Source organism: Variovorax sp. EL159 (genome assembly GCF_900100965.1).
GTDB lineage: Bacteria > Pseudomonadota > Gammaproteobacteria > Burkholderiales > Burkholderiaceae_C > Variovorax.
This window is the reverse complement of sequence record NZ_FMUJ01000001.1, coordinates 1,087,609-1,102,287: the sequence shown is the minus strand read 5'-3', so window position 1 is coordinate 1,102,287 and position 14,679 is coordinate 1,087,609. Positions and strand designations below refer to the sequence as shown.

The window sequence follows — 14,679 nt, the reverse complement described above, 5'->3', positions numbered from 1 at the left end:
CCTGCCTGTGTGCGGTTTTGCCTGCAGGCCGCGATGCTACACATGCCCGCACGACGCACACGCCCGCTAAGATGCGCGGCAACAAACAGGCACAGGCAAGCATCCAACCGAAGGCAGGGAGGCCTCCGCGTGAAGCGCATTCGCTCCGAGAAATTGATCCGCACGAAGCCCGGCGCGCAGGGCCCGACAGGCTTCGTCACCGTCGAACTGTTCGCCCTGCCCGAAGCGCCGGGCCATGTGGTGCATGTCAGCACCAGCCGCGACGGCCTGCAGTGGAAGGAAACGGTCCACACCCCCTCGCCATTGCCGCTGGAAGCCGCCAACGCCGCATTCGAGCAGGCCGTGGCGGCGCAGATCGCGCAGGGCTACACGCTCGAAGGCGGCGTACCCGCCGCCGCGCCGGTACCGGGTGTTTCGGCAACCGCACATCCGGGCGATGCCGTGCTGCTGGCCAGCCTCCATCCCGACGCATGGCGCCTGTTGCCACCCGTTCGCCAGAGCCGCGTGGTGTGGCGCATCGGCGAAAGGCGGTTGGCGGCGGCCGTGCCCCGCCTTGTGGAGTACCTCGAGACCGGCGAGCCGATGCTCGACTACTGCATCGCCTGGGCCATCGGCCGTTGCGGCGATGGCGGCGCCTTCGAGGCGATGCGCGAACTCTCGCAACGCGCGCGCACGCCGATGGTGGCCCGCGCGGCGCGCTGGGCGGCGCTCAGCCTGTGGCCCGAAGCGCAGCGCGCAACCGAAGCCGACCGCATCGTGGACGACTGGCCAGCCTCGCTGCGCCGCGCCTGGACCAGCCTGCAGGCGGCACCCGACGGGCAGTTGCTGCCTGCCATCCAGCAACTGCTGGCAGACCCTGCGCACTGGAACGGATTGAAGTACGACAGCTGGATCGAGCAGCTCTTCGATCTCTCGCTGCTCGAAGGCCACGCGGCAAACGGCCCGGCATGCACCGCCGTGCTTGAAATCGCCCGCACCCTGCCGCTGGCCGCACGCGGCTTTCGCGCCTGGCGCCGGCTCTACAAGGGCGCGGAGTTCGCCGGCAACTATCCGCTGCTTGGCCTGCTGCACCAGCGCCTTGAAACGCAACGCGCCGCCTTCCGCTCCGGCGGCCGATGGGCGCTGGCCAATGGTCGCTACGTCGAGATCGCGAAGGAGATCGTGCGCCCCGACAGCCGGCTCGCCTACAGCCAGCGCACCCGCGATTACCTGCGTCGCCGCACCTGGCGCAACCTGCGCCGGCTGGCCCTGACCGGCGCGGCCGACGAGCCCAATTGGCTGCAGCTGGCCATGGGCGTGCTGCTCGCCGCCGATGATGCCGACGCCGGCACGGCCGGCGAGCAGTCCCTGTCGCATTGGACCGAGGAACCCGGCAAGTGGCACACCGGCCCCTACAGCCGCTGGCTGGTGCTGATGCAACTGCTGCATCGCCACGACGACGAATGGCAAGTCCAGCGCGATGGCCTGCGCTGGCGCCGCAGCACGCCGTTGCCCGAGCGGCGCACCCGCCGCACCGAAGCCTGGCCCGAGCGCTGGGACCGGCATCCGCAAGCCCTGCTGCAGCTGATGCAGCAGGGCCGTTGCGCCGCGGTGCACGGCTTTGCCGCGCTGGCGCTGCAAGACAACAAGCCCTTCTGCGATGCGCTCGAAGCCCCCGCGGTCTGGCAACTGCTGGCCAGCCCGTGGGCCGACACCGCCCGCTTCGCGCTCGCCATTGCACGCCAGCGCATCGCCGCCGGCGCGCCCGCGCAGCCATGGCTGCCCGCACTGCTGCAGTCGCCCCTGGCGGAAGCGCGCACCTATGCACTCGAGCGCATCGCGCAAGACCCGGGCCTGTACAGCCAGCAGGTCGAACTGCTGATGCTGCTGCTGACCTCCACCGATGCCGAAGTGCGCCGCGCCTCGCGCCTGCTGGTGCAGGCGGCCACGCCGAACCTTGCGACGCTCGATGCGTTGTGCGTCGAACTGCTCGCATGGCTGTCGGCCTGCGATGTCGAACAGCCCGAACTCGACGCCATCTGCGAGAACCTGCAATGGGCGCTGCAAGGTCCGCTGCGCAATGCGGCGGCCAAGGCGCCTCTGCCTGCGTTGCTCGCGCTGTTCGACCACGCGAGTGCCGACGTGGTGGCCACCGCCGCCGAATGGCTGCTGCTGCATCCCGCGTCGGTGCAGGGCTTGCCGGTGGAAGTGCTCACGCGGCTGCTCCAGTCGGACGATGGGCGCCTGCGCGGTGCCGGCGTGCGCCTTTTCACCGCCCTGCCCGATGCCACGCTGGTCAGCCAGCCCGAGCTGTTCGCGGCCTTCTGCAGCAGCCCGATGCCGAACGTGCGCGCGGCCGTGGCACCCAAGCTCGCGCAGCTGCTGCCGCAGCACCCGGCCTTTGGCGCAGCGCTGATGCCGCTGCTGCGCGACGAGCTGTTCCGCGCCGAATCCGCGGAAGGCGTCTTCGACTTTCTCCTGCAATGGCTGTGCGGCCCGCTGGCCGACCACACCCGCGCCGGCGAGCCCGCTGTCACGCTGCGGCTGCTCGAAGCGCGCAGCAAGGGCGCGCAGAGGTTGGGCAGCTGGCTGCTGCCCCTGCAGGCGCCCGACAGCTTCGACGTGCTGCAGACCGCAAGCCTCGGCCTCGTCGACACCGCCGCCGCGCGCCGCTGGGCCATGGACCAGCTGGCGGCCCATCCGCAGCGCACGCTGGCCCGGCTCGACGATGCACTGCGCATCTTCGACAGCCGCTGGGACGATGCGCGCGAATGGGCCCGCGCATGGTTCGGTGCGCAAGGCAGCGCGCCCGAATGGACGCCGCCGCTGCTGGTACGCCTGTGCGACCACAAGGACGCGGGTGCCCAGCGCCTGGGCCGCGAACTGCTCACCACCCATTTCGACGTGACCGACGTCACCACCTACATGCTGCAACTGAGCCAGCACCCCTCGCCCGGCATGCAGCTGTTCGTCACCAACTGGCTGGCCTCGGCCGCGGGCCAGAAGGCCGACGTGCTGGCGCGGCTGGAGCCGTACTTTCTGAGCGTGCTGTCGCAGGCCAACCGGGGCCGGCTGGCGAAGGCGCGGGTCATGCAGTTCCTGGCCGCGCAGGCGGCGCATTCGGAAGACATCGCGCGCATCGTCGCGCGCGTGTTCGCGCGGCAGGCCGTGACCGGCGCCATCACCGAGCGCGCGCAGTACGTGGCGGGCCTGCGCAGCATCCAGGCGCAGTTCCCCGCGCTCGACAACCCCTTGCAGACCGCCTCGGTGCGCAGCGTCGCACCGCGCCGCGCCCCGCCTGCCTTGCCGACGGGAGGGCCCGCCGCATGAGGTTCCAGTACCGCTACTTCGGGCACTCGGGTGTTCAGCACACGGCGAACAGCACGGCGCTGCAGTTCGCACCCGACACGCTGCGCGCGCCGGTGCATTTCGTGGCCGAGGTCAACCGCCACCTGCCGTTTCGCGAAGGCATGTCCGCGCTGCACGACGTGGTGGTGGGCGACCTGCGCTTCCAGCCGCGCGACAAGAGCGCGTACCTCGAATGGCTGGCCGGGCAGGAAGGCGACCTGCTCGCGCAGTACATGGCGCGCAGCGACGAACTGAAGGCGCAGATGGCGCCGATCCGCACCGAGCTGGACGAACTGCGCAAGCGCAAGCAGGAAGTGCTCAAGCCCTTCATGGGCGCGCAGAAGCGCTACTTCGACCACATCTACAAGGTCAACCGCGAAGCCTGGTTCGTGCTCGACCCGGTGATCACGGTGCACCCCGACCGCGTGTTCTTCGAGTGCTTCAGCCAGGATGAGTCGAGCTACGGCATGTTCTCGTGCAGCCACGAAGTCTTCGACCGCGTGAGCGATCACGCCTTCGGCACCACCAACGTCGACTACTCCGAATCGCTCTACGACGAGTTCCAGAAGATCCGCGACTACAAGTCCACGCGCCTGTCCATCGACCCCGGCGGCTTCCAGGTGCAAAGCGGCAACGACCCGGCCTTCCACGAGCCGAAGATCGACGTGCCCGACAGCTGGGTGCGCGGCTTCCTGCAGGTCAGCAGCGCGATGCTGTTGCCGGCGCAGCGGCTGCAGCTGCATCCGATGGACATCCACAACATCTGCCTGGTGCTGCGCCGCCGCAAGGAGCGCGTGGGACCGCGCTCGCTGCGCTTCATCCTGCGGCCGGGGCAGCCGGTGCGCATTCTGTTCGAGCCCTGGGGGCACGAGCTGGTGTGCCCGCGCTCGACGCACAGCGCCACGTCGGACATCGACATCCGTGTCTGGGGCCGGCGCCGCCTGCTGCAACTGGAGCGGCTCGTGCCGGTGGCACAGGGCTTCACGGTGCACCTGCTGGGCACCGGCATGCCGAGCTTCTGGGTCGCGCAACTGCCCGACATGGAGTTCACGCTCGGCCTGTCGGGCTGGACCGCCAACGACTGGGCACGCAACGGCCACTTCGAGCTGCTGCAGCCGCGCCACACGGTCGACCAGGACAGCCTGCTGCGCGTGTTCGCAGCGCTCGGCGAACGCTGGCGCGCCACCACCGCCGAGCTGGCCGCGGCCACCGGCCTGTCGAGCCTGACCGTCGACGCGGCGCTCGGCGGCTACGTGCAGGCCGGCCGCGTGGTGTACGACCTGGCGCACGGCGTCTGGCGCTTGCGCGAGCTGAGCCGCGAGCCGTTGCCCATGGACAAGCTGCGCTATTCGAGCCCGCAGGAAGAAGCCGCCGCCGAACTGGTGAAGGCGGGCCGCGTCAACAACGTGAAGACACAGGCCCGGCCCGATGGCGGCATGACGCTGAGCGGCAAGTGCAAGGGCACCTCGGGCCAGCGCGAATACCTCGTGAGCCTGCAGCTGAACGCCGAGCAGCGCGTCGACAACGGCGACTGCCAGTGCGACCACTTCTTTCGCCATCACATGCGGCAGGGGCCGTGCGAGCACATGCTCGCGCTGCGCCTGACGGCAGCACCGGCCGTTGCCGCGCTGCCATCGAACACGACCACACCAACAACGACCGATCCGGAAAGGACCGCACGCATCGACTGATACACTGCTTTTTGCGAACGGAGCGGGAAGGCTCTTGCAATCCGGGTGGCGCATCGCCACCCTCGCACACAGCACTTCCCAAGCGTCACTGGACGTCTCTTCACTGTGCCGTAGGTGCACGGTGGCGCGATAACGGTGCGGCTTCCTCGAAGCTCATCGGCGCCACCGTGCACCTACGGCGTCGAGTGGAGCCCTCCAGTCCCGAGGCTCTTCGACGAGATTCCCGCTCCGTTCGCAATTTTTCTTTTGCAGCAGTGCATCGGCCGATGGCGTCACGCCAGGACCATGCAGCCTCCCGCTTCTTCATCTTCCATTCCCGATTCGGCGCTCACACGCGAGCAGCTCTACGAGCGCCTGCGCACCAGCTCCAAGCAGGAAGTCATCCTCCAGGAAATGCAGCGCCTGGGCTTCTGGCCGCAAGATGCGGCGCAGCCCACGGTCGAATCGCAACTGATCCGCCGCGAGAGCGAACTGCAGGTGGCGCTGAGCAAGCTCGGCGAAGAGCTGCGCGGCATCTCCGACCGCGACAAGGCCCTGAAGATGATGCGCAAGGAGCGCATGGCCAAGGCCCGCGAGCGTCGCGAAGAAACCCGCCAGCGGCTGGCACAGGGCCGCCATGCCCGCGCCCTCGCCTGGCACGACCGGCGCCAGCGCGAACTGCTCTACGTGGGCGACGGTGTCTCGGGTGGCCTGGGCGAAGCACAGAGCGACAGCCAGGCGCTGGCCCGCAACGCCCTGCCCGCGCTCAACCACGCGGGCGACCTCGCCGGCGCGATGGGCATCGGCCTGGGCGAGCTGCGCTTCCTGGCCTGGCACCGCGAGGTGGCCAACGTGAGCCACTACCAGCGCTTCACCATCGCCAAGAAGAGCGGCGGCGAGCGCCACATCTCGGCGCCCATGCCGCGCCTGAAACGCGCGCAGTACTGGGTGCTCGACAACATCCTCTCGAAGATGCCGGTGCACGAGGCGGTGCACGGCTTTCTGCCGGGCCGCTCGATCCTGACCAATGCCGCGCCGCACGTGGGGCAGGACGTGGTGATCAACCTCGACCTGAAAGACTTCTTTCCATCGATCGGCATGCGCCGCGTGCGCGGCGTGTTCCGCCAGCTCGGCTACTCGTCGCAGGTCGCGAGCCTGCTGGCGCTGGTCTGCACCGAGGCGCCGACCGACGAAGTGCAGCTCGATGGCCAGCGCTACTTCGTCGCACGTGGCGAGCGCGTGCTGCCGCAAGGCGCGCCCACCAGCCCGATGCTGACCAACCTGCTGTGCCGCCGGCTCGATGCGCGACTGGCCGCGAGTGCGGCCAAGCTGGGTTTTCGCTACACGCGCTACGCGGACGACCTGAGCTTTTCGGCCGGCCCCGCGCACAGCCGCGACACCGGCAAGCTGCTGTGGCGCGTGAAGCAGATCGTGGCCAGCGAAGGCCTCACGGTGCACCCCGACAAGCAGCAGGTCATGCGCAAGCACCAGCAGCAGCACGTGACCGGCATCGTCGTCAATGACAAGCTCTCGCTCGACCGCGACACGCTGCGGCGCTTTCGCGCGGTGCTGCACCAGGCCGAACGGCATGGGCCGCAAGGGCTGCAATGGAACGGCAACACCGACGTGATCGGTGCGCTGCGCGGGTACGCCAACTTCATCGCGATGACCGATGCGGCGCGCGGCGAGCCTTATCTGCAGCGTGTTCGCGCGCTGGCCGCCAAGCACAGGGGCAGCGCGGTGACAACGCCTGTGTCGGCTGTGCCAGCCGTGGCGCACGAGGCGAACAGCGCGCCGCAACGGCGCCTGGCACCGGGACAGTTCCGAAAGCAGTCCGCCGCAGGCCAGGCGCCCTGGCCCGCGTGGTGGCAACCGGCACAGGCTTCCGCACCCGTGCTCGAGAAAACAGCCGAGCAACTCGCTGAGGAGAAAAAGGCCAAGCGCGAAGCCGAACGTGCGCAGGCCGCCGCAGCCGCAGCGGCTGCCGCCCCTGTACCGCGTGCGGTTGCGGCGCCCGCCATCGCACCGGCGCAGGCCGAGCCCGAACCCTCGGCACCCGCTCGCGCGCCCGAGTCTCCATTCATCGTCTGGGCCAGCATCGCGCTGCAAGGGCTGTATGTGCTGTCGTCGATCTTCAGCGGCCGCAGCCCCATGGTGTGGCTGGTGGTGGGGGCTGTCGTGATCGGCAACATCATCCAGCGCCGGTCGGGCTGGATGCGCTTCGTCATCGCGCTGATTGCAGCGTCGGCCCTGCTGGGCGTGGTGCGCGGCCTGAGCCGGTAGCCACGCCACCCCGCAAGAATTCGGATGAGCATTCCAACCGAGCCACCCGCGCCGGCGCGGCGTCGCTGGCGCGGGCGGAAGGCGGCGCTCATCGTCGCAACGGCACTCCTGCTGCTGGTCGTCGGTGGCTTCGCGTACACGGCGGCGATCGGCATGAAGAACCCGCTGTTCCTCGTGCGCTTTCTCTTCACGCCAAGATCCGAGGTCGAGGTGCTCTACGACACCCGGACGATCACGGCCTCGCCGCAGCCACGGCCCATTCCCGAACATATCCAGCCCCTCTCGGGAAGCGTGCCGTGGAAAGGCAAGAGCGAGGACATCGTGAGCGTGCTGCACGAGACCCGGACCCATGCGTTCCTGGTCATGTGCAACGGCACGCTGGTGAACGAGTGGTACAGCGAGCCCGGCAAGAAGACGGCGCGCGAGTCCTCGTGGTCCATCGCCAAGTCGGTCGTGGGCCTGCTTGTCGGGCAGCTCATCGACGAGGGCAAGCTGTCGGAGCGCACCCGGCTCGTGGCGGTGCTTCCGGAGTTCGCCATCGGCGGGAAGTTCGACGACATCACCGTCGCGGACCTGCTCGACATGAAGAGCGGCATCGACATGACCGAGGACTACGCCGAATACAAGCCCTTCGCCGGCGTCGCCGGCATGCAGGTGACGGCCGACCTGCCCGGCTACCTGATGAAGCACCGAACGCTCTTCTTCGCGCCCGGAACGCAATCGGCCTACCGGAGCGTCGACGCGCAATATCTGTCGATGATCGTGGCGCGCATCGAAGGAGAGCCGCTGGCCAAGGTGCTCGAACACCGCTTGTGGCACCCACTCGGCGCCGAAGACGTGGCGACGTGGAACCTCGATCATGCGGACGGCATCGAGCGCGGCTTCGGCAACCTGAACGCCACGCCGCGAGACTTCGCCAAGCTCGGCCTGCTGGCGCTCGCGGGCGGCAGGGCCGGCGACCGGACGCTGATCTCTCCGGCATGGATGGCCCGGATCAGCACGCCAGTGGCCGAGGCCGAGCCGGGCTGGATGTACGCCGCGCAATGGTGGCATCCGCCGGGCCACGAGAAGAACGGCGACTACGCCGCGATCGGCGTCTACGGCCAGTTCGTCTACGTCAACCCGAAGCACCACGCCGTCATCACGAAGCTCAGCGACTACGGCGCGCAGCAGGACGAGGCAGAGCTGATCGACGTGTTCCGGTCGGTGGCCGACGGGTGCCATTGACCCAAAACACCACACCGCACTTCACAACGCGCGGCATCCCCGCTACAGTCGGCGCCTCGACAAACAACTCAGACCGGAGGTGCGCGATGGAAGACACTGCAATTCATGCCCCCACTCCCGTACGGTTTGTCGAGCCTCATCGGCACTGACTGCTGACGCACTTCCTGCGTAGCGCGCGCCCCTGACGGGCACGCCCGGTCCGGGCCTCGCGGCCACTTCGCCGCCGAGACAAACCGCCATCGATTCAAACGTTGCCGCCTGCACGACCGACCTCGTGCCGGCCGCGATCCGTTCATTTCCGAATCAAGGCTCACCATGCTTGAACAACGTGCCGCGGCTTCGCGGCATACCGCTACCACTGTCACCGTTTTCGATCCTGCGCGCGCATCCGAAGCGCAATGGAACGACGTCCTTGCCTACTGGCGCCTGCGCAACGAGGAAGACATTCCCGAGGAGCCCCAGCCGAGCGACGTCGAGATCCGGCGCAACGTGCTGCAGGAGCGGGACCGGCCCCTGTACAACATCCAGCGCCTGCTGGCACAGGACGCGCAAGGCCGCCTTCTCGGCAGCCTGAACATGAGCTACCGCCGCGAAGGCACGCCCGACCACGCGACCTTCGCACCCTTCGTCGATGTCTGGGGCGGCGTGCTGCGCGCGCACCGGCGCCAGGGCGTCGCCAGCCGGCTGCTGCACGGCCTGCTGGCCACGATGGAAGCGCAGGGGCACACCATCGCGACCCTCAGGGCGCACCTGCCTGAAGGCCACGCCTTCCTTCAGGCCATCGGCGCGACCGAGAAGCATCGCAGCGTCGAGAACCGCATGGCCTTCGCCGACCTCGACTGGGCCGCGCTCGCACGCTGGCAAGCCGAGGCCTTCAGCCCCGCCCGCGGCCTGCGCGCCGAAATCCACATCGGCCGCGTGCCGCGCGACCGGCTCGCGACGCTGATCGAACCCATGTCGGTGCTGCTCGACGATGCGCCCACCAGCGGGCTCGAACGCGCGCCCTTGCGCTACGAGCTGGACGACTACCTCGCCTGGTACGCAGAGATCGATCGCCGCGGCGGCGAGCACTTCCTCGTGCTCCTGCGCGATGGCGAAGACATCGCGGCGATGTGCGATGCGAGCTGGAACCAGCTCTACCCCGACCGCATGTTCCAGCGGCTCACGGCCGTCGCGCGCAACTGGCGCGGCAAGGGCCTCGCCAAGGGCGTGAAGGCCGCCATGCTGCGGCTCGTGCACGAGCGCCACCCCGAACTCACCATGGCCGTCACCAGCAACGCCGAAATCAACGCACCCATGCTCGCCATCAACCACCAACTCGGCTACGTCCCGTACCGGAACGACGGGGTCTACCAGATCGGCACCGAAAGCCTGAAGGCCTTCCTCGCGACCCGCCCCCTGGCTTCGCAGCAACAGGAGGCACAACGATGAAAGCACCTCAAAGACTCCAGGCACTGGTCGACGAAGGCCTGATCGACAGCGTGGTGCGCCAGCTGATGAGCGGCAAGGAAGCGATGGTCTACGTCGTGCGCTGCGGCGAAGAAACGCGCTGCGCCAAGGTCTACAAGGAAGCCGACAAGCGCAGCTTTCGCCAGGCCGTCGACTACACCGAGAACCGCCGCGTCAAGAACACGCGCGAGGCGCGCGCCATGGCCAAGGGCACGCGCTTCGGCCGCAAGGTGACCGAGGCCATCTGGCAAAGCGCCGAGGTCGATGCGCTCTACCGCCTGGCCGCCGCCGGCGTGCGCGTGCCCACGCCGCACAACTTCCTCGAGGGCGTGCTGCTGATGGACCTGGTGACCGACGCCAACGGCGACGCCGCTCCGCGCCTGAACGACGTGGTCTTCACGCCCGAGGACGCCATGCGGCACCACGCCAGCCTGCTCAGGGAAGTGATGCGCATGCTGTGCGCCGGCATCGTGCACGGCGATCTTTCGGAATTCAACGTGCTGCTGGCCGAAGACGGCCCCGTCATCATCGACCTGCCGCAGGCGGTGGATGCCGCCGGCAACAACCACGCCCAGCGCATGCTGCTGCGCGACGTCGAGAACCTGCGCAACTTCTTCGGCCAGTTCGCACCGGCGCTGCTGCGCACGCACTACGGCGATGAGATCTGGCAGCTCTACGAGCGCGGCCTGCTGCGCCCCGAGACCGAACTGACCGGCACCTATGTGCGCGAGACCGGCCCGGTCGACCTGCGCAACGTGCTGCGCGAAGTGGACGACGCGCGCGCCGAAGAGGCGGCGCGGCTGCTGCGGATGCGGACGCCGCGACAATAGCGGGCCTTTCGAGCCCGCACGATGAACGCCTCTTCCCTGCCGCACCCTGCCCCGCAACCCTCGCACGGGCGCCAGCCACGCGCCACCGCCATCCGCCGGATCGCGAAGGCCGCGGCCTTCGTCGCGCTGGGCATCGGTTCGGCGCATGCGGCGGCGGCCACCATCCGCCTGGAGGACGACCGCGGCACCACGCTCGAGCTGCAGGCGCCGGCGCGGCGCATCGTGTCGCTGATGCCCTCGCTCACCGAGACCGTCTGCGCACTCGACGCCTGCGACCGGCTGGTGGGCATCGACCGCCATGCCAATTGGCCGGCGTCGGTGAAGGGCCTGCCGCAGGTGGGCGGCATCGACGACGCGAACATCGAGCGCATCGTCGCGCTCAAGCCCGACCTGGTGCTGCTGCGTCCGCGCAGCCGCGCCGCCGAGCCGCTGGAGCGCCTGGGCATCAAGGTGCTGGCGCTCGACGCCAAGACCCATGCCGACATGCGCCGCGTGATGGAAACCGTGGCCCGCGCCACCGGCCGCCCCGGCGCCGGCGAAGCCTTCTGGCGCAAGCTCGACGCCGGCCTCGATGCCGCACGCGCCCGCGTGCCCGCCGGCTGGCAGGGGCGGCGCGTGTACTTCGAGGTGCACGGCGGCGTGGCAGCGGCCAGCGAAAGCTCCTTCATCGGCGAGACCCTGGCCCGCCTCGGCCTTGCCAACGCCGTGCCCGGCACGCTCGGCCCCTTTCCGAAGATGAGCCCCGAATTCGTCGTGCGCGCCGACCCGGACGTGCTGATGGTGTCGGCGCTCGGCGAAATATCCGCCATGGCCGCGCGGCCCGGCTGGTCGGCCATGTCCGCCATCCAGCGCGGCCGCGTCTGCAGCTTTGCCTCGGCGCGCTTCGACCTGATGATGCGGCCCGGCCCCCGGCTGGACGAAGCGGCCGATGCCATCGTGAGCTGCCTGAATTCACTCCCTGCACAAAACCCGCGATGAGCAACAACACCGGCACGGCGGCCGTTCTCGCCACGAACTTCACGCGCGACGAACTCACTGCGCTCTGGAACCGCGCCTACGAGGGCTACTTCGTTCCCATTGCCTTCGACCGACCGCGCTTCGACCGGCACCTGCGGCGTGGCGACGTGGACCTGGCCCTGTCGCGCGTCATCGCGGTCGATGGGGTGGCTTGCGGCATCTCGCTTGCCGGCCTGCGGCAAGACCGGGCCTACCTCGCGGGCTTTGGCATCGCGAGCACGCACCGGCGGCAAGGGCTGGCCCGGCAGCTCATCGAAGCACAGACCGCTGCCTTCTCGACGGCGCGAATCGACCGGGCCTTTCTCGAAGTCATCGAACAGAACCCGGCGCGCGTGCTCTACCGGCAGGCCGGCTTCGGGGAGCTCCGCACGCTCGACGTTCTTGAGTGGGCCTTCGAGGCGCGTGCGACAGGCGTCGGCGACACGCTTGCCTCTGAAGAACTCACAGCCGTTCGCACAGCCTGCAGTGCGGTGTCGCGCCCCACGTGGCGACGCGAGCTGTCGACCGTGCGCGACGCCCTCACTCATGAAGGCGCCATCGCACTCGGCGTGCGACGCGGCGCAGCGGTCGTCGGCTATGCCGTCATGGCGCCAGCCGGCGATGCCCAAGGCACCCTGTTCGACGCAGCCGCCATCGACGAAGCGGCCGCCCACGATCTGCTCGACGCCTTGGCCGCCGCGCGCGCAGGCACCCGCTGGCGTCTGGTCGACGAACCCGCGCGCAGCCCCCTGTCCAATGCAGCGACCGCACGCGGCGCAAGCACCGTCATCCGTCAGATAGAAATGGCGTGGCCCTTCCCGTCGGGCAACAACGCCTCGTCCCTCACATGAAGCATCGCAAGCAGACCTCTTCCACCCCCTTCATCCGGGTCGGCCCCAGCGGCGTCCACGGCCTCGGCGCCTTCGCCACGCGCGACCTGCCGGCCGAAGCCTTTCTCGGCCTCTACGAAGGTCGCCGCTACTCGAAGCAGGAAATCGCCACCAAGGTCTGGGACGACCAGCTCACCTACCTGTTCACACTGACGAACCAGGAAACCATCGACGGCGCCAAGGGCGGCAACGCCACGCGCCACCTCAACCACTCGTGCGAGCCGAACTGCGAGGCCGTCGAGGAATACGACGACGCAGGCGAGCTGGTGCTCAAGTTCCAGACGCTGGAGCCGGTGGATGCGGGCGACGAACTGTTCATCGACTATTCGCTGACGGCCGACGACGGCTCGCCGCCCTCGAAGTACCCCTGCCATTGCGGCTCGCCGAACTGCCGCGGAACGATGCTGGCGCCTGCGGACACCACGGTGGAGAAAGACGTCGCATCGCCCGGCGATCCACAGCCCCACGCGGCATCGGGCAACGCCGTTCAGCCGGTGCACATGGGCAAGTAGCCCTCAGGGCGACTCGTTCTTCAGGCTGCGCAACTGCTCTTCGGCACGCTCGAGTTCCGAGCGCAGCGTCTTGATTTCCTGCTCCAGCTTTTCGATGCGAACGGCCTTGCTCGGTGCCGTTGCATTGCAACGCGCCTGCAATGCACTCAGTGCCTCGGCCAGTTGCCGCCGGCGCAGCATCTGGCCCCTGGAGCGGGCAAGGTCCATGTCGCTCTCGAGCGCCGCTTCCTGCGCCTTGCAATCGCCAGCGTCCGAAGGCTCCGCGGATTGCGCGAAGGCAGGCAATGCCAGGGTCAGTGCGAGGGCCAGGAAGCAGGGTTTCAAAAGCATACCGTAAGGTACCTGAAGTCCCCGAGGGAGCGGGCCTTCACCCCTTCAGACTGCAGCCGTTCTGGCAACGCACTTGATCTCCAGCAGCCAGTCGGCACTGCCCAGGCGCGACACCTCGACCAGGGTCTGCGAAATCTGCGGCTCGCCGCCGAACATCTCGGCGCGAAGGGCGAACAGGCCATCGGCATCGGCGAGAAAGCCTTCGATGTCGGTCACGAAAAGCGTTTCGTCCACGATGTCGGCCATCGACGCGCCGAAGGATTCGAGCACCTTGCGGACGTTGCCGTAGGCCTGTCGCAGCTGCGCCGCCGTGTCGCCCGCGCCGATGGTGCGCCCCTCGCCATCCACGCTCACCTGGCCCGACAGGTAGATCGTGTCGCCCACCTGCACGCCGTCGGCAATGATCTTTCTGAACGCGCCTTCGCGCACCACGCGCCTTGTTGCTGCCATGTCGTTTCCTTGGGGGTTGGGTTGAATCGGCGGCAGTATCGAAGGGAAGGCGCGCACCGTTTGGCCCTACGGCAGATGAGCTTTTGGCGCGAAGGCCGATTGCCGCGCCCGAAGACGCGCCATCGACGCTTGTGATTCAAGCCGCCTGATCGGCCGCCAAGTAGCGCGCCTGCCAGCGCTCGGCCAGTTGCCGCGCGCGATGCAGCGGGAGTCGTGCCGCTTCGAAATCGACCACGCAGGCGACATCGGCAGCTTCGGGCCGTGCGGGGCTTTCGCTGGTGCGGCCATCCGTCAGCAACCACAGCCAGCGCTGGCGGGCCTCGCTGCGAACCAGCAGCTGTTCGGCGCGCTCCACGCCCAGCGCGAGCGGCGTGCCACCACCGGCGCCGATGGGGGCGATCCAGTCGTCGTTCCAGGCGCTTGCGCGGCGCGGCGACAGGCGCAGCTCGGCCACGTTGCCGGCAAAGCAAAGCAGCGCGACGTGGTCGCGGCGCTGATACGCCTCCTGCATCAGCGCGAGCAACAGGCCCTTGGCACGCGCGAGGTTGCCGTCGTTGCGCATCGAGGCCGAGCAGTCGAGCAGGAAGCAGTGGAGCGCACCGCTGCGCGCCTGCTGCGGCCGATGCCGCAGGTGCTCCGCACGCAAGTCACTCGCACCACGGGCAATGAGCGTGCGCGGCCAATCGAAGGCCGTGCCCTGCAAGGCGGGGCCATG

At 68.8% G+C, this 14,679-nt stretch carries 12 protein-coding genes; 9 read left to right on the top strand and 3 right to left on the bottom strand.

Features of this window, described 5'->3' with window-relative positions; genetic code table 11:
• Nucleotides 1–129: 129 nt before the first annotated feature.
• The 9 genes from BLQ28_RS05185 (at nt 130) to BLQ28_RS05145 (ending at nt 13,184) form a co-directional block, all read left to right on the top strand.
• Nucleotides 130–3,309: a HEAT repeat domain-containing protein gene (locus BLQ28_RS05185; protein ID WP_093237447.1), complete on the top strand. Its 3,180-nt coding sequence runs from the start codon at nt 130–132 to the stop codon at nt 3,307–3,309.
• A complete protein-coding gene (locus BLQ28_RS05180; RefSeq protein WP_093237446.1) occupies nt 3,306–5,018 on the top strand; it encodes a hypothetical protein in 1,713 nt (570 codons plus the stop codon). The genes BLQ28_RS05185 and BLQ28_RS05180 overlap by 4 nt, the downstream gene beginning before the upstream one ends.
• A 285-nt stretch (nt 5,019–5,303) precedes the next feature.
• The gene (locus BLQ28_RS05175; RefSeq protein ID WP_093237445.1) at nt 5,304–7,280 is read left to right on the top strand and encodes a reverse transcriptase family protein; all 1,977 of its coding nucleotides are present in this window, start codon (nt 5,304–5,306) and stop codon (nt 7,278–7,280) included.
• Between the two features lie 24 nt (nt 7,281–7,304).
• A complete protein-coding gene (locus BLQ28_RS05170) occupies nt 7,305–8,507 on the top strand; it encodes a serine hydrolase domain-containing protein (RefSeq protein ID WP_093237444.1) in 1,203 nt (400 codons plus the stop codon).
• A 315-nt stretch (nt 8,508–8,822) separates the two neighbouring features.
• Entirely contained in the window at nt 8,823–9,938 is a 1,116-nt protein-coding gene (locus tag BLQ28_RS05165) for a GNAT family protein (protein ID WP_093237443.1), read from the top strand.
• The gene (locus BLQ28_RS05160; RefSeq protein WP_093237442.1) at nt 9,935–10,786 is read left to right on the top strand and encodes a PA4780 family RIO1-like protein kinase; all 852 of its coding nucleotides are present in this window, start codon (nt 9,935–9,937) and stop codon (nt 10,784–10,786) included. Before BLQ28_RS05165 ends, BLQ28_RS05160 begins: the two co-directional genes overlap by 4 nt.
• A 21-nt stretch (nt 10,787–10,807) precedes the next feature.
• Nucleotides 10,808–11,764 carry an ABC transporter substrate-binding protein gene (locus BLQ28_RS05155; protein WP_093237441.1) on the top strand — a complete coding sequence of 319 codons (957 nt, stop codon included), beginning with the start codon at nt 10,808–10,810 and terminating at the stop codon, nt 11,762–11,764.
• Nucleotides 11,761–12,633, top strand: a complete 873-nt coding sequence (locus BLQ28_RS05150) for a GNAT family N-acetyltransferase (RefSeq protein ID WP_093237440.1) — start codon at nt 11,761–11,763, stop codon at nt 12,631–12,633. The genes BLQ28_RS05155 and BLQ28_RS05150 overlap by 4 nt, the downstream gene beginning before the upstream one ends.
• Nucleotides 12,630–13,184 carry an SET domain-containing protein gene (locus tag BLQ28_RS05145; protein ID WP_256327171.1) on the top strand — a complete coding sequence of 185 codons (555 nt, stop codon included), beginning with the start codon at nt 12,630–12,632 and terminating at the stop codon, nt 13,182–13,184. The genes BLQ28_RS05150 and BLQ28_RS05145 overlap by 4 nt, the downstream gene beginning before the upstream one ends.
• Before the next feature lie 3 nt (nt 13,185–13,187).
• On the opposite strand, the gene BLQ28_RS05140 is transcribed toward BLQ28_RS05145, so the two are convergent.
• From BLQ28_RS05140 to BLQ28_RS05130, 3 genes are all read right to left on the bottom strand, one after another.
• The gene (locus BLQ28_RS05140) at nt 13,188–13,514 is read right to left on the bottom strand and encodes a DUF1090 family protein (protein ID WP_093237439.1); all 327 of its coding nucleotides are present in this window, start codon (nt 13,512–13,514) and stop codon (nt 13,188–13,190) included.
• Nucleotides 13,515–13,559: 45 nt separating this feature from the next.
• The gene (locus BLQ28_RS05135; protein ID WP_093237438.1) at nt 13,560–13,964 is read right to left on the bottom strand and encodes a RidA family protein; all 405 of its coding nucleotides are present in this window, start codon (nt 13,962–13,964) and stop codon (nt 13,560–13,562) included.
• Between the two features lie 136 nt (nt 13,965–14,100).
• On the bottom strand, nt 14,101–14,667 hold the full coding sequence (locus BLQ28_RS05130; protein WP_093237437.1) for a vWA domain-containing protein: 567 nt from the start codon (nt 14,665–14,667) through the stop codon (nt 14,101–14,103).
• Between the last annotated feature and the right edge of the window lie 12 nt (nt 14,668–14,679).